This is a genomic window from Pseudomonas sp. Ost2, from assembly GCF_018326065.1.
GTDB lineage: Bacteria > Pseudomonadota > Gammaproteobacteria > Pseudomonadales > Pseudomonadaceae > Aquipseudomonas > Aquipseudomonas gingeri.
The window spans coordinates 273,506-294,583 of sequence record NZ_AP021904.1; the positions used below are offsets into that span (position 1 = coordinate 273,506).

At 62.4% G+C, this 21,078-nt stretch carries 18 protein-coding genes and 1 pseudogene; 12 read left to right on the plus strand and 7 right to left on the minus strand.

Annotated features, from left to right (window positions below):
* Positions 1–78 precede the first annotated feature (78 nt).
* Positions 79–912, plus strand: a complete 834-nt coding sequence (gene tauD, locus KI243_RS01210; RefSeq protein WP_017125338.1) for a taurine dioxygenase — start codon at positions 79–81, stop codon at positions 910–912.
* 249 nt (positions 913–1,161) lie between these two features.
* Here tauD and KI243_RS01215 read toward each other — a convergent pair whose 3' ends face one another.
* Both KI243_RS01215 and KI243_RS01220 read right to left on the minus strand, forming a co-directional pair.
* Positions 1,162–1,800 (minus strand): TetR/AcrR family transcriptional regulator, encoded by a 639-nt coding sequence (locus KI243_RS01215; RefSeq protein WP_017125337.1) that lies wholly within the window; start codon positions 1,798–1,800, stop codon positions 1,162–1,164.
* Positions 1,801–2,087: 287 nt separating this feature from the next.
* A complete protein-coding gene (locus KI243_RS01220; protein ID WP_042935063.1) occupies positions 2,088–3,464 on the minus strand; it encodes a glutamine synthetase family protein in 1,377 nt (458 codons plus the stop codon).
* A 278-nt stretch (positions 3,465–3,742) separates the two neighbouring features.
* On the opposite strand from KI243_RS01220, the gene KI243_RS01225 reads away from it, so the two are divergent.
* From KI243_RS01225 to KI243_RS01265, 9 genes and pseudogenes are all read left to right on the plus strand, one after another.
* Positions 3,743–4,519: a gamma-glutamyl-gamma-aminobutyrate hydrolase family protein gene (locus KI243_RS01225; protein WP_017125335.1), complete on the plus strand. Its 777-nt coding sequence runs from the start codon at positions 3,743–3,745 to the stop codon at positions 4,517–4,519.
* A 41-nt stretch (positions 4,520–4,560) separates the two neighbouring features.
* A pseudogene (locus KI243_RS01230) lies at positions 4,561–5,918 on the plus strand (glutamine synthetase family protein).
* Between the two features lie 55 nt (positions 5,919–5,973).
* Positions 5,974–7,338, plus strand: coding sequence for an aspartate aminotransferase family protein (locus KI243_RS01235; protein WP_017125334.1), 1,365 nt, complete (start codon positions 5,974–5,976; stop codon positions 7,336–7,338).
* 188 nt (positions 7,339–7,526) lie between these two features.
* Positions 7,527–8,618, plus strand: a complete 1,092-nt coding sequence (locus KI243_RS01240) for a polyamine ABC transporter substrate-binding protein (protein WP_017125333.1) — start codon at positions 7,527–7,529, stop codon at positions 8,616–8,618.
* A 40-nt stretch (positions 8,619–8,658) separates the two neighbouring features.
* Positions 8,659–8,832, plus strand: coding sequence for a hypothetical protein (locus KI243_RS01245; protein ID WP_017125332.1), 174 nt, complete (start codon positions 8,659–8,661; stop codon positions 8,830–8,832).
* A gap of 39 nt (positions 8,833–8,871) precedes the next feature.
* A complete protein-coding gene (locus tag KI243_RS01250) occupies positions 8,872–9,966 on the plus strand; it encodes a polyamine ABC transporter substrate-binding protein (RefSeq protein ID WP_042935057.1) in 1,095 nt (364 codons plus the stop codon).
* 80 nt (positions 9,967–10,046) lie between these two features.
* A complete protein-coding gene (gene potA, locus KI243_RS01255) occupies positions 10,047–11,189 on the plus strand; it encodes a polyamine ABC transporter ATP-binding protein (RefSeq protein WP_017125330.1) in 1,143 nt (380 codons plus the stop codon).
* The gene (locus KI243_RS01260) at positions 11,186–12,106 is read left to right on the plus strand and encodes an ABC transporter permease subunit (RefSeq protein WP_017125329.1); all 921 of its coding nucleotides are present in this window, start codon (positions 11,186–11,188) and stop codon (positions 12,104–12,106) included. The genes potA and KI243_RS01260 overlap by 4 nt, the downstream gene beginning before the upstream one ends.
* On the plus strand, positions 12,103–12,993 hold the full coding sequence (locus KI243_RS01265) for an ABC transporter permease subunit (RefSeq protein ID WP_017125328.1): 891 nt from the start codon (positions 12,103–12,105) through the stop codon (positions 12,991–12,993). Before KI243_RS01260 ends, KI243_RS01265 begins: the two co-directional genes overlap by 4 nt.
* Positions 12,994–13,240: 247 nt before the next feature.
* Here the strand turns inward: KI243_RS01265 and KI243_RS01270 are convergent, their stop codons facing one another.
* Together KI243_RS01270 and KI243_RS01275 are read right to left on the minus strand one after the other, a co-directional pair.
* Entirely contained in the window at positions 13,241–13,882 is a 642-nt protein-coding gene (locus KI243_RS01270; protein WP_017127071.1) for an HD domain-containing protein, read from the minus strand.
* A 205-nt stretch (positions 13,883–14,087) separates the two neighbouring features.
* The gene (locus tag KI243_RS01275) at positions 14,088–14,774 is read right to left on the minus strand and encodes a M24 family metallopeptidase (RefSeq protein ID WP_042935674.1); all 687 of its coding nucleotides are present in this window, start codon (positions 14,772–14,774) and stop codon (positions 14,088–14,090) included.
* A 251-nt stretch (positions 14,775–15,025) separates the two neighbouring features.
* On the opposite strand from KI243_RS01275, the gene KI243_RS01280 reads away from it, so the two are divergent.
* Positions 15,026–15,991, plus strand: a complete 966-nt coding sequence (locus tag KI243_RS01280) for a DJ-1/PfpI family protein (RefSeq protein ID WP_017127069.1) — start codon at positions 15,026–15,028, stop codon at positions 15,989–15,991.
* 372 nt (positions 15,992–16,363) lie between these two features.
* Here KI243_RS01280 and KI243_RS01285 read toward each other — a convergent pair whose 3' ends face one another.
* Positions 16,364–16,705 (minus strand): carboxymuconolactone decarboxylase family protein, encoded by a 342-nt coding sequence (locus KI243_RS01285; RefSeq protein WP_017127068.1) that lies wholly within the window; start codon positions 16,703–16,705, stop codon positions 16,364–16,366.
* 114 nt (positions 16,706–16,819) lie between these two features.
* Here KI243_RS01285 and KI243_RS01290 point away from each other — a divergent pair, with 114 nt between their 5' ends.
* A complete protein-coding gene (locus KI243_RS01290) occupies positions 16,820–17,728 on the plus strand; it encodes an AraC family transcriptional regulator (RefSeq protein ID WP_212810362.1) in 909 nt (302 codons plus the stop codon).
* A gap of 226 nt (positions 17,729–17,954) precedes the next feature.
* Here the strand turns inward: KI243_RS01290 and KI243_RS01295 are convergent, their stop codons facing one another.
* Together KI243_RS01295 and KI243_RS01300 are read right to left on the minus strand one after the other, a co-directional pair.
* Complete coding sequence (locus KI243_RS01295) at positions 17,955–20,321, minus strand: penicillin acylase family protein (protein ID WP_212810363.1); 2,367 nt, start codon at positions 20,319–20,321, stop codon at positions 17,955–17,957.
* A 119-nt stretch (positions 20,322–20,440) separates the two neighbouring features.
* On the minus strand, positions 20,441–21,055 hold the full coding sequence (locus KI243_RS01300; protein WP_177128013.1) for a DUF6436 domain-containing protein: 615 nt from the start codon (positions 21,053–21,055) through the stop codon (positions 20,441–20,443).
* Between the last annotated feature and the right edge of the window lie 23 nt (positions 21,056–21,078).

Below are 21,078 nucleotides of genomic sequence, written 5' to 3' on the forward strand. Positions count from 1 at the left end.
CCGCGACGTATTGAGCGGCTTCCCGAGCTGCGTACTGAAACACGCCGACTGCCCGGCACGTATTTGAAGAGATCGACCATGAGCCTGACCATTACTCCCCTGAGTGCCGCCCTCGGTGCGCAGATCGACGGTGTCGAACTGAACCGGCCGTTGAGCATCGAGCAGCGCGACGCTATCGAACAGGCGTTGCTCAAGTACCAGGTGCTGTTCTTTCGCAACCAGCCGCTGAACCCACAATTGCAGGCGGCGTTCGCGGCAAATTTCGGTGACCTGCATGTGCATCCGATCTACCCGAATGTGCCGGAGCAGCCCGAGGTGATGGTCCTCGATACCGCGTTGACCGATGTGCGCGACAACGCGATCTGGCATACCGACGTGACTTTCCTGCCGACCCCGGCGCTGGGCGCGGTACTCAGTGCCAAGCAGTTGCCGGCCTATGGTGGCGATACGTTGTGGGCCAGCGGGATTGCCGCCTTCGAGGCCTTGTCGGCGCCTTTGCAGAAGCTGTTGGACGGATTGACGGCGACCCACGATTTCACCAAGTCGTTCCCTCTGGAGCGCTTCGGCAGCACCGCCGAAGACCTGGCGCGCTGGGAGGAAACCCGCAGGAAGAACCCGCCGCTGTCCCATCCGGTGATTCGTACGCACCCGGTGAGCGGGCGCAAGGCGCTGTTCGTCAACGAAGGATTCACCACCCGGATCAACGAGCTGGAAGAAGCGGAAAGCGCGGCGATTCTCAAGCTGCTGTTCGCCCACGCCACTCGCCCGGAATTCACTATCCGTTGGCGCTGGCAGGAAAATGACGTGGCATTCTGGGATAACCGGGTGACCCAGCATTATGCCGTTGACGATTACCGGCCCAACCGGCGGGTGATGCACCGGGCGACGATTCTCGGTGACGCGCCGTTCTGAGTGCCTTGACCCGGGCCCTGTAGGAGCCGGCTTGCTGGCGATGAACGATAATGCGGTGTGCCTGAAACACCGCGTCGCCTGAATCGCCAGCAAGCCGGCTCCCACAAGGGGGGGATTCGCAGGGCCGGATCCCGATCGTTCCTACGCTCCGCGTGGGCATGCAGCCGGTGACGCTCCGCGTCACAAGAGCGGACGCGGAGCGTCCAGTGAGGCATTCCCACGCAGGAGCGTGGGAACGATCAATGTCCGTCAGAGCGGGATTTCGCGCTTGGGCAGGTACGGCGGCAGGTAAAGTCCCAGATACGCATCGAACACCCGCATGCCTTCCTCGGCCATGCGCGGGGTGATCTGGTCGTGCAACTGCACCGACCGTGCATAGACCCGATCGCCCAACTCCATCGCCAGCGCAAACACATCGACATCGCCCGGCAGGGTCGGCAGCTCGAAGTGACGGATAAACAGCTTGTGCATCAGGTCCCCCAGCTCGATATCGTGCTGGCGGTCGGCCTGGGTGACTTCGGTCAGGCCGTGCTGGGCGAGGATCAACTGGCGTGCCGCGGCGTCCTCGCTGTAGATGCTCAACATCCGTTGTTCCACCAACCGTGACAGATCGCGCCAGCCGCCCAGGCCGGCGTGGTCGATCGGTGCTTCCAGGCAGGCGCGGAACGCCGCGTGGACATCGGCGGTGAGGGCTTCGAGCAGCGCCGGGACGCTGGCGAAGAAGTGATAGACCGAAGACGGTGGAATCTCCGCGCGCTCGGCCACGCTATAGATCGACAGGCTGGCCACGCCTTCGGCGGCAAGCAGGGTGCGGGCGGCGTCGAGGATCGAATCGATCCGCGCCTGGCTGCGAGCACGGGGTTTGCGAGCGGTGGCGGGGCGGGTCATGGAGTTCTCCGGCAGGGGCAGCGCGCATTGTACGCGAGGTTCTGCGGTGTCTGTGAGGACGCCATCGCCAGCAAGCCGGCTCCCACAGGGTTTGTGTCGTGCCGAATGTAGCGTGCACCGCTGTGTAGGCGCCGGCTTGCTGCTGATCCGCGCGCCGCCTCGCCACGGCCCCTCGTCTGGCCTGGGATCTTGTGGGAGCCGGCTTGCTGGCGATTCGCCGACAGGCGCGCAAAAAAAACGCCGCGGGCCCAAAGGCCGGCGGCGTTCTTCTTTATTACCGCAACCGCTTACACGGTATGCAGGTACCAGTTGTACTCGAGGTCGGAGATGGAGTGTTCGAACTCCTCCAGCTCGCTCTCTTTACAGGCCACGAAGATATCGATGTATTTCGGATCGATGTACTTGGCCATGATCTCGCTGTCGTCCAGCTCGCGCAGGGCATCACGCAGGTTGTTCGGCAGGCTCTGCTCGTTCTGCTCGTAGCTGTTGCCTTCGACCGGGGCGCCTGGCTCGACCTTGTTGGTCAGGCCGTGGTGCACGCCTGCCAGGACCGAAGCCATCAGCAGGTACGGGTTGGCATCGGCACCGGCGACGCGGTGTTCGATACGCACGGCATCGGCCGAACCGGTCGGCACGCGAATCGCCACGGTACGGTTGTCCAGGCCCCAGCACGGCGAGTTCGGCACGTAGAACTGTGCGCCGAAACGGCGGTAGGAGTTGACGTTCGGGCAGAGGAAGGCCATCTGCGCCGGTAGGGTCTCGAGCACACCGCCGATCGCGTGACGCAGCGCGGCGTTCTGCTCGGGATCCTCACTGGCGAAGATGTTCTTGCCTTCCTTGTCGAGTACCGAGATATGGACGTGCAGCCCGTTGCCCGCCTGGCCCGGGTAAGGCTTGGCCATGAAGGTGGTGTCCATCTCATGGTCGTAGGCGATGTTCTTGATCAGGCGCTTGAGCAGGACCGCGTAGTCGCAGGCCTTGATCGGGTCGGCCACGTGGTGCAGGTTCACTTCGAACTGCGCCGGGGCACTTTCCTTGACGATGGCGTCGGCCGGGATGCCTTGCTCTTTCGCACCTTCCAGGATGTCCTGGAGGCAGTCGACGTATTCGTCGAGGTCGTCGATCAGGTAGACCTGTGTCGAATGCGGGCGTTTGCCGGAGATCGGCGAGCGGGGTGGTTGTGGGCGGCCGTTCACGTTCTCCTGGTCGATCAGGTAGAACTCGAGTTCGAAGGCGGCGCAGATGGTCAGACCGAGGTCGTCAAATTTGCTTACAACTTGGCGGAGCACTTCGCGAGGGTCGGCGAAGAATGGTTCACCTTCGAGTTCGTGCATGGTCATCAGCAGTTGCGCGGTAGGGCGCTTTTGCCAGGGCTCATTGCACAGGGTGTCAGGGATCGGATAACAGATTCGGTCAGCATCACCGATGTCCAGGCCCAGGCCGGTGCTTTCCACCGTAGAGCCATTGATATCCAAGGCAAATAATGAGGCCGGCAGGTTGATGCCTTTCTCGTAAACCTTGTGGAGGCTGGTGCGTTCGATGCGCTTGCCGCGCACCACACCATTCATATCCGCAATTAGAAGGTCTACGTACAGAACCTCAGGATGATCCTTAAGGAACGCGTTCGCTTCGTTAAGCTGAACGGCACGCGGGGGTACCGACATGATGCAACACCTTTGTTGTTAAAAATATCAATCATTGATCTTTTCTGGTTTCAGTCAACCCGAACGGCATGCCGAAGTCAAGCGAGGCATTTTTTGCCCTGAAAAAGCGCTCGAAGGCCTTTTTTGGGGCATTTTGGGGCGTTTTTTGCCCCTCTGTCCCCTTGGGCACCGCAGGCTTGAGCGGGCCGTGTTGTATTTTTTACGGGGGTGTTGTGTAAAAAAATGAACAAGGCTAAGCTCGATTAAAACCCATAACAGCAATAATACCGGGGTGCTTCATGTCTCGCCTGCCGTTAATCGGCGTCACCGCCTGCTCCAAACAGGTCGGTTTGCATGCTTATCACATCAGTGGCGATAAGTACGTCCGCGCAGTCGCTGTCGCTGCCAGGGGCTTGCCGCTGATCCTTCCGTCATTGGCGGATCTGTTCGAACCGTCCGATATTCTGGACGGTATCGACGGCCTTCTTTTTACCGGCTCTCCTTCCAACGTGGAACCCCATTTGTATGGCGGTCCGGCCAGCGCGCCAGGCACTGCTCATGATTCTGCACGGGACCGCGTCACCCTCCCGCTGATTCGCGCCGCCGTGGCGGCGGGCATCCCGGTGCTCGGCATCTGCCGCGGTTTCCAGGAAATGAATGTGGCGTTCGGTGGCAGCCTGCATCAGAAGGTTCATGAAGTGGGAACCTTCATGGATCATCGTGAGGACGAGAGTCAGCCGCTGGAGGTCCAGTACGGCCCCGCGCATTCGATGCAGGTCGAGCCCGGTGGTGTCCTGGCGGGCCTGGGTCTGCCGCCGGAGTTCCAGGTCAATTCGATCCACAGCCAGGGCGTCGACCGCCTGGCGCCGGGCCTGCGGGTCGAGGCACGGGCCCCGGACGGCCTGATCGAGGCGGTCTCGGTGACAGGAGGCAAGGCTTTTGCTTTAGGTGTGCAATGGCACCCGGAATGGCAGGTCCTGTCCAACCCGGTCTACCTGGCGATTTTCCAGGCATTTGGCGATGCCTGTCGAAAGCGGGCAATACAACGCGACGCGGATGCGTCAACGAACGCCTGACCTCTATTATGCAGGTCAGGAAACCCAGCCCAGAGGCATTTATGAGTAACAACCTCGACCAGCTCACCGATTGGTTGAAAGACCACAAGATCACAGAAGTCGAATGCATGATTGGCGATCTGACCGGGATCACCCGGGGCAAGATCTCGCCGACCAACAAGTTCATTGCCGAAAAAGGCATGCGCCTGCCCGAGAGCGTTCTGTTGCAGACCGTGACCGGCGACTATGTCGAAGACGACATCTATTACGAACTGCTCGACCCGGCGGACATCGACATGATCTGCCGCCCCGACAGCAACGCGGTGTACCTGGTGCCCTGGGCCATCGAACCCACCGCCCAGGTGATCCACGACACCTACGACAAGCAGGGCAACCCCATCGAGCTGTCGCCGCGCAACGTGCTCAAGAAGGTCCTGAAACTCTATGCCGACAAGGGCTGGCAGCCGATCGTGGCGCCGGAAATGGAGTTTTACCTGACCAAGCGCTGCGAAGACCCGGACTTCCCGCTGCAGCCGCCGATCGGCCGCTCCGGTCGCCCGGAAACCGGTCGCCAGTCCTTTTCCATCGAGGCGGCCAACGAATTCGACCCGCTGTTCGAAGACGTCTACGACTGGTGCGAACTGCAGGAACTGGATCTCGACACACTGATCCATGAAGACGGCACGGCGCAGATGGAAATCAACTTCCGTCACGGCGATGCCCTGTCCCTGGCCGACCAGATCCTGGTGTTCAAGCGGACCATGCGCGAGGCGGCGCTCAAGCACGACGTGGCCGCGACCTTCATGGCCAAGCCGATGACCGGTGAGCCGGGCAGTGCCATGCACCTGCACCAGAGCATCATCGACATCGAGACCGGCAAGAACATCTTCTCCAATGAAGACGGGACCAAGAGCGACCTGTTCCTCAATCATATCGGCGGCCTGCAGAAGCTGATCCCCGAGCTGTTGCCGCTGTTCGCGCCGAACGTCAATTCGTTCCGCCGCTTCCTGCCGGATACCTCGGCACCGGTGAACGTGGAGTGGGGCGAAGAGAACCGTACCGTGGGCCTGCGGGTCCCGGATGCCGGCCCGCAGAACCGTCGGGTGGAAAACCGCCTGCCGGGGCCGACGCCAACCCGTACCTGGCCATCGCCGCCAGCCTGCTGTGTGGCTACATCGGCATGGTCGAAGGCATGACGCCGAGCGCGCCGGTGGTCGGTCGCGGCTACGAGCGTCGCAACCTGCGCCTGCCGCTGACCATCGAAGACGCCCTGGAGCGGATGGAAAACAGCAAGACCATCGAGAAATATCTGGGCAAGAAATTCATCACGGGCTACGTCGCGGTCAAGCGGGCCGAGCATGAAAACTTCAAGCGCGTCATCAGTTCGTGGGAGCGGGAATTCCTGCTCTTTGCCGTCTGATGCGCCGGGCGCGGCGGTTCATAGCCGCGCCCTCACTGTTATCCAGGAGAACCGTATGACCAGCAACAACCCGCAAACCCGCGAGTGGCAAGCCCTCAGCAGCGATCACCACCTGGCCCCCTTCAGCGACTTCAAGCAGTTGAAAGAGAAAGGCCCGCGCATCATCACCAACGCCAAGGGCGTTTACCTCTGGGACAGCGAAGGCAACAAGATCCTCGACGGCATGGCCGGCCTCTGGTGCGTGGCCATCGGTTACGGGCGCGACGAGCTGGCCGACGCCGCCAGCAAGCAGATGCGCGAGCTGCCTTATTACAACCTGTTCTTCCAGACCGCCCACCCGCCGGTACTGGAGCTGGCCAAGGCCATCGCCGATATCGCCCCCGAAGGCATGAACCACGTGTTCTTCACCGGTTCCGGCTCGGAAGGCAACGACACCATGCTGCGCATGGTCCGCCACTACTGGGCGATCAAGGGCCAGCCGAAAAAGAAAACCATCATCAGCCGCAAGAACGGTTATCACGGTTCCACCGTGGCCGGCGCGAGCCTGGGTGGCATGACCTACATGCACGAACAGGGCGATCTGCCGATTCCGGGCATCGTCCATATCCCGCAGCCCTACTGGTTCGGTGAGGGCGGCGACATGAGCCCGGAAGAGTTCGGCATCTGGGCGGCCAACCAGCTTGAAGAAAAGATTCTCGAACTCGGCGTGGACACCGTCGGGGCCTTTATCGCCGAGCCGATCCAGGGTGCCGGCGGCGTGATCGTGCCGCCGGACAGCTACTGGCCACGGGTCAAGGAAATCCTTGCCAAGTACGACATCCTGTTTGTCGCCGACGAGGTGATTTGTGGCTTCGGGCGCACCGGTGAGTGGTTCGGTACCGATTTCTACGGCCTCAAGCCGCACATGATGACCATCGCCAAGGGCCTGACCTCCGGCTATATCCCCATGGGTGGCCTGATCGTGCGTGACGACGTGGTCGCGGTCCTCAACGAAGGCGGCGACTTCAACCACGGTTTCACCTACTCCGGTCACCCGGTGGCGGCGGCGGTGGCGCTGGAAAACATCCGCATCATGCGCGATGAAAAAATTATCGAGAACGTCCATGCCGAAACGGCACCCTATTTGCAGAAACGTCTGCGGGAACTGAACGATCACCCGCTGGTGGGTGAAGTTCGCGGTGTGGGTCTGCTGGGGGCCATCGAACTGGTCAAGGACAAGGCCACCCGTGCGCGGTACGAAGGGAAGGGCGTCGGCATGATCTGCCGGCAGTTCTGCTTCAACAATGGCCTGATCATGCGTGCCGTCGGCGACACCATGATCATTGCCCCGCCACTGGTGATCAGCAAGGCCGAGATCGACGAGCTGGTGGCCAAGGCGCGTCAGTGCCTGGATCTGACCCTGAGTGCGTTGCAGGGCTAAGTGCTAGGCTTTGAGCGCAAGTGCGTTGTGGGCACTTGCGCTCGGAGCGATCAGAAAGGCGGGTCTTTCCTTGAAAGCCCACCTGGGATCTTGCCAGACTACCCCACTGTTCCGAGTTGCCCGGGAATCGGCCGCCGAACAGCTGGTTAAAAAGAAAAATTGGAGCATGACGCATGAAGGCATTAGGTTTGAAGAACGCTGGCAAGACTCTCCTTGCCCTGTCTTTGCTGGGCGCGATGGGTGCCGCCCAGGCCGATGACAAGGTGCTGCACGTCTATAACTGGTCCGACTACATCGCCCCGGACACCATCGCGAACTTTGAAAAAGAGTCCGGGATCAAGGTGGTCTACGACGTATTCGACAGCAACGAAACCCTGGAAGCCAAGTTGCTGGCCGGCAAGTCCGGTTACGACATCGTGGTGCCGTCCAACAACTTCCTGGCCAAGCAGATCAAGGCAGGCGTCTATCAGGAGCTGGACCGGTCCAAGCTGTCCAACTACGACAACCTCAACAAGGATCTGCTGAAGGCGGTTTCGGTCAGCGACCCGGGCAACAAGCACGCATTCCCGTACATGTGGGGCTCGATCGGCATCGGCTACAACCCGGAGAAGGTCAAGGCAGCGCTGGGCGTGGACAAGATCGATTCGTGGGATGTCCTGCTCAAGCCGGAAAACATTGCCAAGCTCAAGAGCTGTGGCGTGAGCTTCCTCGATTCGCCGACCGAGATGTTGCCGGTAGCCCTGCACTACCTGGGCCTGCCGACCGACAGCCAGAAGAAGGAAGACATCAAGAAGGCCGAGGATCTGTTCCTGAAGATTCGTCCTTCGATCACCTACTTCCACTCGTCCAAGTACATTTCCGACCTGGCCAACGGCAACATCTGCGTCGCCGTGGGTTACTCGGGTGATATCCAGCAGGCCAAGTCCCGTGCCGCCGAAGCCGGCGACAAGGTCAAGGTCGCCTACGACATTCCGAAGGAAGGCGCAGGCAGCTTCTACGACATGGTCGCGATTCCCAAGGACGCGGAAAACATCGACGGTGCCTACAAGTTCATGAACTACCTGCTCAAGCCGGAAGTCATGGCCGCGATCACCGACAGCGTGCGTTTCCCGAACGGTAACGCCAAGGCCACCGCCCTGGTCGACAAGAGCATCACCAGCGACCCGGGCATCTATCCGCCTGCGGACGTACAGGCCAAGCTCTACGCTATCGCCGACCTGCCGGCCGCGACCCAGCGTGAGCTGACCCGCAGCTGGACCAAGATCAAGTCGGGTAAATAATCCGCTTGATGTAACACCGCTCCAACCGTAGGAGCCGGGCTTGCCCGCGAATCGCAAGAGCGCTGTGGTGCCTCAGGCACAGCGCGTCACTGTTCTTCGCGGGCAGCCCGACCCCGACAAGCTCCACGCCCATCGACAGAAAACTTTGCTGGATCGGTTTATCGAGGGTAAGTTGCGCGCCGGTTTTGTCACCGGGCGGTTTGACGCCATGTGACCCGGGCAACTCAGGCCCAACTATTGAGAGGACCTCCGAGTGTCTATTTCTTTGTTTCGCAAAGCCATGCTGGTCGGTGCCGGCCTGACGTTGACCGTCAGTATCCAGGCCGCCCCCACCGTGCATATTTATAACTGGTCCGATTATATCGGCGAGAGCACCCTGGCCGACTTCGAGAAGGCCACCGGTATCAAGCCGGTCTATGACGTCTTCGATTCCAATGAAACCCTGGAAGGCAAGTTACTGGCCGGGCACACCGGCTATGACGTGGTCGTGCCGTCCAACCACTTCCTCGGCAAGCAGATCAAGGCCGGCGCCTTCCAGAAGCTCGACAAGTCGCAGTTGCCCAACTTCGCCAACCTCGACCCGCTGCTGATGAAGCGCCTGGAGAAGAACGATCCGGGCAACCAGTACGCCGTGCCGTACCTGTGGGGCACCAATGGCATCGGCTACAACGTCGAGAAGGTCAAGGCGGTGCTGGGCGTCGACAAGATCGACTCCTGGGCGGTGCTGTTCGAGCCGGAGAACATCAAGAAGCTTTCCAGCTGTGGCGTGGCGTTCCTCGATTCGGCCGATGAAATGCTGCCGGCGGTGCTGAACTACATGGGCCTGAGCCCCAACAGCACCAATGAAAAGGATTACAAGCTGGCTGAAGAGAAGTTGCTGAAGGTGCGTCCGTACATCACCTACTTCAACTCGTCCAAGTACATCTCGGATCTGGCCAACGGCGAGATCTGCGTGGCCGCCGGGTTCTCCGGCGACATCTTCCAGGCCCGCAAGCGCGCCGAAGAAGCGAAGAAAGGCGTGGACATCGCCTACGTGATTCCCAAGGAAGGCGGCAACCTCTGGTTCGACATGCTGGCGATTCCCAAGGACGCCGGCAACGTCAAGGAGGCCCACGCCTTCATCAATTATCTGCTGCAACCTGAAGCGATCGCCCAGGTCAGCGATTATGTCGGCTATGCCAACCCGAACCCAAAGGCTGGCGAACTGATGGATCAGTCTGTGCGCACCGACGAAGCGGTTTACCCACCGCAAGCTGTAGTGGACAAGCTTTATGTCAACTCTGAACTACCCCCGAAAATCCAACGTTTGATGACCCGCAGCTGGACCAAGGTGAAGTCGGGCAAGTAGCCCGAAGGGACCCTCGGGTCAAACTATCCAACGCCGGGCCGTCTTGGCCCCGCGGTTAAATTTTGTTGGGAGTTTTGCAAATGGCTGTTGCCTCCGGCGCCTATAAGAAAGCCCTCGAGGGCGACCAATCACCCAAGCAGGTGTTGGTCAAGATCGACCGGGTCACGAAGAAGTTCGACGAGACGATTGCCGTGGACGATGTGTCCCTGGAAATCAAGAAGGGCGAGATCTTCGCCCTGCTCGGCGGCTCGGGTTCGGGTAAATCCACCTTGCTGCGCATGCTCGCGGGTTTTGAACGGCCGACCGAAGGCCGGATCTACCTCGATGGCGTGGACATCACCGAGATGCCGCCCTACGAGCGGCCGATCAACATGATGTTCCAGTCCTATGCGTTGTTCCCGCACATGACCGTGGCCCAGAACATCGCCTTCGGCCTGCAGCAGGACAAGATCCCGAAAGCCGAGATCGATGCCCGCGTGGCCGAAATGCTCAAGCTGGTGCAGATGAGCCAGTACGCCAAGCGCAAGCCGCACCAGCTCTCCGGTGGTCAGCGCCAGCGCGTGGCCCTGGCCCGTTCCCTGGCCAAGCGGCCGAAGCTGTTGCTGCTCGACGAGCCCATGGGTGCTCTGGACAAGAAGCTGCGTTCGCAGATGCAGCTTGAGCTTGTCGAGATCATCGAGCGCGTCGGCGTGACCTGCGTCATGGTGACCCACGACCAGGAAGAGGCCATGACCATGGCCGAGCGGATCGCGATCATGCACCTGGGCTGGATCGCCCAGATCGGCAGCCCGATCGACATCTACGAAACCCCGACCAGCCGCCTGGTCTGTGAGTTCATCGGCAACGTCAATATCTTCGAAGGTTCGGTGGTCGAGGATGCCGAAGGTTATGCGCGGATCACCAGCCCCGAGCTGGAACGCAGCATCTACGTCGGCCACGGCGTGACCACGTCGGTCCAGGACAAGAGCGTGACCTACGCGATCCGTCCGGAGAAGCTGCTGGTCACCACGACCCAGCCGCAGTGCGAGTACAACTGGTCGCGCGGCAAGGTGCACGATATCGCCTACCTCGGCGGTCACTCGGTGTTCTACGTCGAGCTGCCGAGCGGCAAGCTGGTGCAGTCCTTCGTCGCCAACGCCGAGCGCCAGGGCGCGCGGCCGACCTGGGGTGACGAAGTGTACGTCTGGTGGGAAGACGACAGCGGCGTGGTACTGCGCTCATGAACATGCGAAAGCTCAAGCGCCAACTGCAGCGAATAACCCCCTCCGGCCGCCATGCGGTCATCGGGATCCCTTTCCTCTGGCTGTTCCTGTTCTTCATGCTGCCGTTCTTCATCGTCCTGAAGATCAGCTTTGCTGAAGCGGATGTGGCGATTCCGCCGTATACCGAGATCTACACCTTCGTCGAACAGAAGCTGCAACTGGTCCTCAACCTCGGCAACTATTCGATGCTGGGCGACGATGACCTGTACCTGGCGGCCTACCTCGGCTCGCTGAAGATGGCCTTCTTCAGCACGCTGCTGTGCCTGCTGATCGGCTACCCGATGGCCTATGCCATCGCCAGCGCGCGCAAGGAATTGCAGACCGTGCTGGTGCTGCTGATCATGATGCCGACCTGGACCGCGATCCTGATCCGCGTCTATGCCTGGATGGGCATCCTCAGCAACAACGGGCTGCTCAACGCGTTCCTGATGTGGACCGGGCTGATCAGCGAACCGCTGCAGATCCTCAATACCAACCTGGCGGTGTATATCGGCGTTGTGTATTCCTATCTGCCGTTCATGATCCTGCCGCTCTACGCCAACCTCGTGAAGCACGACAACAGCCTGCTGGAGGCCGCGTCCGACTTGGGTTCGAGCCGCTTCAACAGCTTCTGGAAGATCACCGTGCCGCTGTCGAAGAACGGCATCATCGCCGGCTGCATGCTGGTGTTCATCCCGGTGGTGGGCGAGTTCGTGATCCCCGAGCTGCTCGGCGGTCCGGAAACCCTGATGATCGGTAAAGTGCTGTGGCAAGAGTTCTTCAACAACCGTGACTGGCCGGTGGCGTCCGCGCTCGCCGTGGTGATGCTGGCGATCCTGATCGTGCCGATCATTCTGTTCAACCGCAGTCAGGCTAAAGAAATGGAGGGCAAGGAATGAAGCGCTTCAGTTTTTCAAACCTGATGCTGGTGCTGGGCCTGTTGTTCATCTACCTGCCGATGCTGATCCTGGTGATCTACTCGTTCAACGCCTCCAAGCTGGTGACGGTCTGGGGCGGCTGGTCGGTGAAGTGGTACGTCGGCCTGCTGGACAACACCCAACTGATGGGCTCGGTTGCCCGCTCGCTGGAAATCGCCTGCTACACCGCCGTCGCGGCGGTGGCGCTGGGCACCCTGGCGGCGTTCGTGCTGACCCGTATCACCCGCTTCAAGGGGCGTACCCTGTTCGGTGGCCTGGTCACGGCGCCACTGGTGATGCCGGAAGTGATCACCGGCCTGTCGCTGTTGCTGCTGTTCGTGGCCATGGCGCAGATGATCGGCTGGCCCCAGGAGCGTGGCATCGTCACGATCTGGATCGCCCACACGACGTTCTGTGCGGCCTATGTGGCGGTGGTGGTCTCGGCACGCCTGCGCGAGCTGGACCTGTCCATCGAAGAGGCGGCCATGGACCTCGGTGCGCGGCCGTGGAAGGTGTTCTTCCTGATCACCATCCCGATGATCGCGCCGTCGCTGGCGGCGGGCGGCATGATGTCGTTCGCCTTGTCCCTGGATGACCTAGTGCTGGCCAGCTTCGTTTCGGGTCCGGGTTCCACCACCTTGCCGATGGAGGTTTTCTCGGCGGTGCGCCTGGGCGTGAAGCCGGAAATCAACGCGGTGGCGAGCCTGATCCTGCTGGCGGTGTCGCTGGTGACCTTCCTGGTCTGGTACTTCAGCCGCCAGGCCGAAGAGCGCCGCAAGAAAGCCATCCAGCAAGCCATCGAGGAAGGCGCGGCGGATTCGTGGAAGCAACCGGACGTGCGTCGCGCGCCGGCGGCCGAGACCGCGTAGCGTTCAAAAAGCTTCGCGGGCAAGCCCGCTCCCACAGGTTCTGGGCGTACATGGATTTTGTGTACGACTGGAGCCCCTTGTGAGAGCTGGCTTGCCAGCGAAGAGGCCCTCGGAATGCCGCAATGCGGACAAGCCCGCTCCCACAGGTTCTGGGCGTACATGGATTTTGTGTACGACTGGAGCCCCTTGTGGGAGCTGGCTTGCCAGCGATGAGGCCCTCAAGACCACCGACACATCCGCAGGTGAGTCACTCGGCCCACGGCGAACGCCGGATCACCTCGACGAAGTTCATCGGCTTGAAGCTCGGGTCCTTGTCCTTCAGCACGTCGGTCTTGACGTTGCCGAAGGTGGTCAGCGGACGATGGCGCAGCCCATCGGCAAACGCGCAGATGATGCACTCCTTGAACCCTTCCCCACGTGGATGCGCATGCACCACGGCTTCGCGCTGCGCGGCAGGGAACGCGGCATACTCCATCCCCAGCACGTCCATCTCCACGCCCGCGGTCACCAGCGCCACGGTCGGGCGCAGGTACTGGGGCACGCCCGGCGTGGTGTGCAGGGCAATCGACAGCCAGACCTGCTCGATATCGTCATCCGACAGCCCGTAGGGCTTCATGAACGCCTTGGCGGCGTTGGCGCCGTCCACTTCGAAGCGATCGTCGTCGCTGCGATGGCCTTCCACCAGGCCGAGGTCGTGGAACATCGCGCCGACATAGAGCAGTTCGGGGTTGTAGGGTAGTTGCTTGCGTTCGCCGCTGAGGGCGCCGAACAGGAACACCCGGCGCGAGTGGTTGTACAGCAGGTCGCTTTCCACATCGCGGATGTATTCGGTGGTGGCCCTGGCCAGCGCGCTGTCGGGGATCCTGATACCGGCAATGGTGTTGCTCATGGTCATGACTCCTGGGGGGCGAGCGCCGGGTTGGCGCCGATGGAATCAGTCTGGCGGGGTAGAAGGTTGGCCGCTATCGACACAAGGTGGCGATTACGGCCATTCGGGGCGGGTTTCGCGCCAGCGCCGATTCCCTGCAGGAGCCGAGCCGGCTCGCGATCAGCCGGCAGGCCGAACGTGCAGGGGCGGCCACGGGCGGGCGGGTTCAAACGTAGTAGGCGTCATCCAGCAGCATGTCTTCGAAGAAGGCCCCGAAGCGTTTCTGCGGGTCACGGATATGGATCTCGAGGATCCAGCGCATGGCCGAAGGGCTCAGCTCGAACTCGGCCAGGGAGCCGGTGTGGAGGGTCGCATGGGGGAAGTCCGAGACCCGGTGGCCCGGCAGGTCGAAGTTCAGTTCCCAGCCCATGGAGCGGGCGATACGGTCGGCATGATCGTACAGTGCCCGTCCGCTGAGCTTGTCGCGGGTCCAGATTTCCCGCACTTCATGGAACAGGTTCTCGGCGTCACGGGCGCAACGCTCGTATTCCTTGTGCTGGCCGACCACGAATGTCGCGCCGCCATCGCCTTCCCAGGCTTCGACGCGCGGTGCCAGGTCGATAAAGAAAATATCGTTGTCGCGCAGCACGATGCCGGGCTCCGACGACTGCTTCATCGCCTTGGTGGTGTTGCTGCCAAAGCGCACCCGGGTCGGGTGCCAGCTCAGTTGCAGGCCGCTGCCGACCAGGACCTGCTTGGCCATCTCGACCGCGTCTTCCTCGACCATGCCCGGCTCCACGCGCTCGGCGATACGGGCAATCACTTCACGGGTTTTCTGGCGGGCCAGCAGCATGCCGTCGACCGAGAAGGCCGGGCCGACTCGTTCGGCGTTTACAACAACGGGGGTACTCATGGTGTGTATCGCTCCGGTCAGCGACGTGGCGCAAGTGCCGCGTCAACGCCGGCTATTATCAGGATCGGCCGGGAGGCTCCGTAGCCGCGCGAGGGGCGCAATCCGGACAGCCTGGCGGGTTTTCCGGCCGGGTTCGCGGCGGGCGTCGCAATCGTGCCAAGCAGCGGGCTTTTCCGGCCAGCGGCGAGGTCCGCCTCGCATCGCGACGGGGGTTTGGTTACCGTAGGGCTGATCTGAATGAGGCTTGTTCCATGACCCGCACCGTCGCCGTTGTCGTGTTCTCCGGCGTCCAGTCCCTGGATGTCACGGGGCCGATGGATGTCTTTGCCGAAGCCAACCGCTTCCTGCTGCCCGACGCCCAGTATCACCTTGAAGTGATCGGTGTCGAACGCGGCTGGGTGCCCTGTTCCAATGGTCTGGCGATCCAGGCGCATCGGCATTTCAGCGAAGCCCTGGCGAGCTACGACCTGTTGTTGTGTGCCGGCGGACCGAGCCTGCCGGGGCAGGATTTCGGCGAAGAATTCCATGCCTGGCTGCGGGCTGCCAGCGGCCGTGCCGGCTTCTTCGGTTCGATCTGCAACGGCGCGTTCATGCTTGCCCGGGCCGGCTTGCTGGAGGGACGCACGGTGACCACCCACTGGAACGACTCGCAGGCCCTGGCGGCGCTGTGCCCGACCACCCGGGTCGAGGCCGATCGCCTGTATGTCCAGGACGAGAAGCTGTTCACTTCGGCGGGGGTGACGGCGGGCATCGATCTGTCGTTGTACCTGCTGTCCCGCGACCAGGGCGCGGAAGTGGCCCTCAACGTGGCCAAGCGGCTGGTGGTGTTTACCCAGCGTTCGGGCGGCCAGTCGCAGTTCAGTCCCTATCTGACACCCTATGCCGAGGCGTCCTCGCCGGTGGCCCAGGTCCAGCAGTATGTGCTGGCCCACCTGACCGGCGACCTGAGCATCGCCGAGCTGGCCAAGGCGACCAACATGAGCGCGCGTAATTTCTCCCGGGTGTTTGTTCGCGAGACCCGGGTGACCCCGGCGGAGTTTGTCGAGAGTGCGCGGGTGGACGCGGCGCGGGTGATGCTCGAAAGCGGCAACTCGCCATTGAAAACCGTTGCCTACGAATGCGGGTTTCGCGACGCGCACCATATGCGCAGTGTGTTCCAGCGACGCTTGGGAGTGACGCCGCAGCAGTTTCGCCAGCATTTTGCCGGATTGGCTTGAGCCTTGGGGTGGCTGCGGTGGCCCTTTCGTGGGCAAGCCCACTCCCACAAGGTTTCAGAACTGTGGGAGTGGGCTTGCCCACGAAGAGGCCATGGCCATCCGCGCAAGGCTCCGCTCGTGCTCAATTGCCAGAGCAGCCGCAGCCAGGGCGTGAAGGAAAACGGCAGGGTGTTTCTTTGAACTTCAGTGGTTAACAAGTCGGGTTTGTCCTGAAGTTTCGCAAGTTGCTGTTCCTGTTCGCTGTGCTCAACTTTCCACGTATTCGTTTCAGCTGTTCCTGGCGAAATAGTCGAATAAATAAAAAAGGGCCCGGGACAACAAAGTGTCCGGGCCCGAAAGGGGAGAGAGAAGCATAACCGCGTTGACGATCACTCAGGATTTCAGGCTGTCGTAAGCCTCCAGGGCATGCAGCGAGTAGATATAGGCGGCCCCGGCATTCAGCGAAATGGCGGTGGCCAGGGCGGCGGCGACTTCCTCGCGGGTCGCACCGGCCTTGATCGCGGCGTCGGTATGGGCACCGATACAGCCGTCGCAACGGGTGGAAATCGCCACGGCGATGGAAATCAGTTCACGGGTCTTGGCGTCCAGCACATTGTTTTCCGCCGCCGCCTCGCCCAACTTCATATAGGCCTGGACCATCTTCGGATTGGACTTGCTCAATGCACCGAATGCATTCTTGATGGTAGGCAGTAGTTCGGACCAGTTGAGAAACATGATGGTAACTCCTGAATAAGTAAGGGTAGACTGCTCAAGCAACGAGCCTAGTGTTCCCTATCTGGTGTAGACACTTTTGTCCGATTCACTCAACCCTTTGTCCGATATGCGCAAATGAACTCGATCGACAAGCTCATCGTGCTGGCCGGGGTCCGTGGCCGCCTGGACCTGCGCTGCCAGTTGCAGGGCGACTGGGCGCTGGATCATGAGCAGGAAAGCGTCGGTATCGCGCCGTATCACATCGTCCTGGACGGTGATTGCCAGGTCGAATTGCCGGGCGGTCGGGCGGTGCGGTTGCAGACCGGGGATATCTTTGTGCTGCCGGGCGGCGGTACGCATCTGTTGCGCAGCCCCGGGCAGCGGGTGGCGCCGGCCACGCCACGGATCAGCCAGGGCGGCCTGCTGCCGGTGCATCGGTTCGGCGGCGGGCGCGTCGAACTGGACCTGTTGTGCGGGCGTTTCCATTACCAGCGCGAGTCGATGCTGTTCGCGGCCCTGCCGGAATACCTGGTGGTGTCCAGCCGCGACCTGCCGGCCAGCGGGCAGCTGGCAGCGCTGGTGGGGTTGTTGCGGGTGGAGGCCGACGGTGACCAGGCCGGTGCGCGGTTCCTGGTGGATGCCTTGTCGTCGGCGTTGTTCACGCTGATCCTGCGGGTCTACCTGCAACAGCAGGCGCAGGCCAGTGGCACCCTCGCACTGCTGGCGGACAAGCGCCTGAGCCGGGCCTGGCAGGGCATGCTCGAAGACCCGGCCCACGAGTGGACCATCGACGGCCTGGCCGCGCTGGCGAACATGTCGCGGGCGAGCTTCATGCGCACGTTCGTGAAGGTCGCGGGGGAGTCGCCGTGGGTGTTGCTGACGCGGGTGCGAATGGAACTGGCTTATGGCCTGTTGAGCAATTCACACCTGGGCCTGAGCGATATCGCCGCCCAGGTCGGCTATCAGTCGCAGGCGGCCTTCAGCAAGAAATTCAAGGAGATCTATGGCGAGGCGCCGGGGCGTCTTCGCCGGGCGGGTGGCTAGAGTTGTGGGAGCCGGCTTGCTGGCGATTCAGGCGACGCGGTGTTTCAGACACGCCGCGTTATCGTTCATCGCCAGCAAGCCGGCTCCCACAGAGAAACCTGTGTTTTGATGATCGTTCCCACGCTCTGCGTGGGAATGCCTCTATGGACGCTCGGCGTCCGCTTTGTGACGCGCAGCGTCACGGGCTGCATTCCCACGCGGAGCGTGGGAACGATCAGTGGGATGGTCACTTGGCCGGCATCAGCTTGAGCACGCTGCGGGTGTTGGCCGAGACTTCGACCTCGTTCATATGCACCTGCTCGTACCCGCCTTCGATATAGGTTTCGGCCTGGTCGCTGTAGTGCTTGTCGAACAGCACGCCGCTCTGTCCCACCGGGTTGATGGTCAGGCCGTGGTCCGGGTCGGCGAAGTCGATCAGCCGCCGGGTCGACGGGCCATAGGTCACCGGCCAGGGCGCCGGGCCGATCTTCGCCGAGAGGTTGTTCGGCACTTCGTGGGTGCCCGGCGCATCGAAGGGCCCAACATTGAACAGCCGGTCCAGCGGCTTCTGCCGTCCCAGCGGATGGCCGTGGGTCAGGGTATGGGCCTTGCCCCACACCCAGGCACCCGGATCGTCGCCGTAGGTGGCCTTGAGATGGGCCAGCGTTGCCTGCCAGGCGCGTTTCACCGTGTCGGCGCGGTTGCCGTTCCACCAGGGTGAATGTTCATCGGCGGCCAGGCGCGGCAACGCGGCGTCCACCACCCGGGTGCTGAGCAGGGTGTTGAAGTAGTCGTCGCCGAGCTTGTCATGCATCGCCGCGCGGGCCAGTTCGTAGAGGAACTGGTTGAACAGCGTGGCGCTGGTGGAACTCATCGGATAATCGCCCTTCCACATCGCCAACTGCTCCACCAGCTTCAGCTCGGCCGGGTCCCTCGCCGCTTCGCGCAGGGCCGGCAGCAGCGGCCGGAGCAGTCGCGGCCCGTAGTCGGTGGTGGTGCCCAGTTGCAGTTTCTGGCTGTTCTCCAGGCTCCAGCGCACGCTGGTATCGGCCAGTTGCCGGTTCAGTTGCTGGCCGCGATCGGCGAGGTTGTAGTAGCCGGGAATGACCATGCCGGTGGGCGAGGCCGGCTGGGCGTTGGCCGAGACGATATAGCCCCGTGCCGGGTTCTCTTCCTGGGGATTGGCGCTGAAGGGGTAGAAGCCGTCCTTGTCCGCGTCGCCGGTGCTGCCGTCGAGAATGAACGCCGGGTTGACCCCCTCCGGACGCTTGGGCAGCAACGCCGCGGCCCACCAGCCGATATCCCCCTTGGCATTGGCCCACATCAGGTTGAGGCCGGGCGCCTGGATCTTGCCGGCCGCCTCGCGCACCTTGTCCAGGGTGTCGGCACGGTTGAGTTCGTAGAAGCCCTGGAGAATCGGGTTCGGGGTTTCGAGAAAGGCCCACCACATGGCAATCGGCCTGGCCCCTGCATTGGCGCCGATCACATCGTTGACGATCGGCCCGTGGGGCGACTGGAGCAGGGTGAAGGTCACCGGCGGCTGGCCCTTGACCGCGATCTGCTGTTCGCTGCGGGTCATCTCGACCCACTGGCCGTGGTACCAGACCTGGTTGGGGTTCTCCGGGTTGGTCTTCTCGGCGATCAGGTCCAGGTCGTCGTTCTGGAACATGGTCAGGCTCCAGCCGAATGCCGTGTTGTTGCCGAGAAAGGCGAACGGCACCAGGGCCTGGTGATAACCGTACAACTCGAAATCCGGTGCCGACAACTGCGCCTCGTACCACACCGCCGGGGTCGAGAAGGCGATATGCGGGTCGCCCGCCAGCAGCGGCTTGCCGCTTTTGGTCCGGCTGCCGGACACCGCCCAGGCGTTGCTGCCCTCGAACTGCGGCACGCCGGCATCGCGCAGGGCTTCGTCGCTGAGCCGGGCCAGGGCGCCGAGGCCTTTCCAGTCGCTATCGGCCAGTGGTGTCGGCGAGCCGAGCATGCCCTGGGGACGCCACTCCAGGTCGAACACCTTCAGGTAGTCGGCGCCGAGCTTGTCCCGCACATAGGTCAGCAGCGGCTCGGTGCGGAAGGCGGCGGCGAAGCTGTAGGCCATGTAGCCGGCGATGCTGATGGTGTCTTCGGCGGTAAAGGGCCTGCGCTCGATGCCCAGCACGTCGAACTCCACCGGCCTGGCGTGAGTGGCCTGGTACTGGTTGATGCCGTCCAGATAGGCCTGCAGGGCCTTCCAGGCGGGGGATTGCTTGTCCAGCTCGGCGACGTAACGGTCGGCGCGGTCACGAATGCGCAGGCTGCGGAACAGCTTGTCGGTTTCCAGGGTCTTGGGCCCGAGGATCTCGGACAGTTCGCCACGGGCCAGGCGCCGGACGATTTCCATCTGGAACAGGCGGTCCTGGGCATGCACGTAACCCAGGGCGCGATACAGGTCGGTGTCGTTCTCGGCACGGATATGCGGCACGCCACGCTCGTCGTAGCGCACGGTGACCGGTCCTTGCAGGTTGTCCAGCGTGACCTGGCCCTGGCGCGTCGGCAGTTTGCCCTGGACGTACCAGGTCCCCGCGCCGGCCAGGGCGACGATCAGGACGGCGAGAACGGTCATGCTGCGTTTCATGCGGGGTTCCTTGTTCGTGTCAGGGCTACCGGTGCCGAGCCGCTAAGGTTTAGCACAGGCGGGCAGGTGGATACATCGCACAAACTAGTCTTTACCTCAAAAAGTCCGGTTCGCCTTGTTCATTTGCCAACCCCGTCCCACGGGCAGTAACAGCCCACCGCCATGTTGTGGGTGGCATTGACCGTGCGCCCTTCGCTCAGGGCCTGCAGGATCGGCTCGATAAAGCTGTTGCTGGAATTGCAGGTAGCGCCCTGGCTGTAGGGACCGAAGTAGGCGAGCCGACCGTCGCGGTCCCAGATCGCCACCGCCGGGCTGACCGTCAGGTGCTCGGCGCCGGGGAGGCTCGCCAGCGGGCGGATGGCGCCCAGGGTGGCGGGGAGTTGGCCGTGGGTGCCGGGTTTCTGCACCGAGTAGAAGTCCACGCCCAGCGGCGCGAAATGCGCGATCAGTTCGCCCAGGTGCTGCTGGTTGCCGACATTGCACGGACAGGCCGGGTCCCAGAAATGCACCAGGCGGATCCGGCCGGGGCCGGCCAGGTCTGCCGGCAGGCTGAGGCGATCACCGGCGAACAACGCGGTCTGGTCGCTGAAGGCACGAATATAACGGCCCTGGAACCAGTCGTAGGCCAGCCACAGGCCCGCCGCGCAAACCACGGCGAGCAGGCCGGCGAGTAATGTCTTGTGACGAGTCTGGGGCATGGCGATTCGGTCCTCGAAGGTCGGGTAGCTTGCCATGCCCGCCCTGACAGAAGAATATC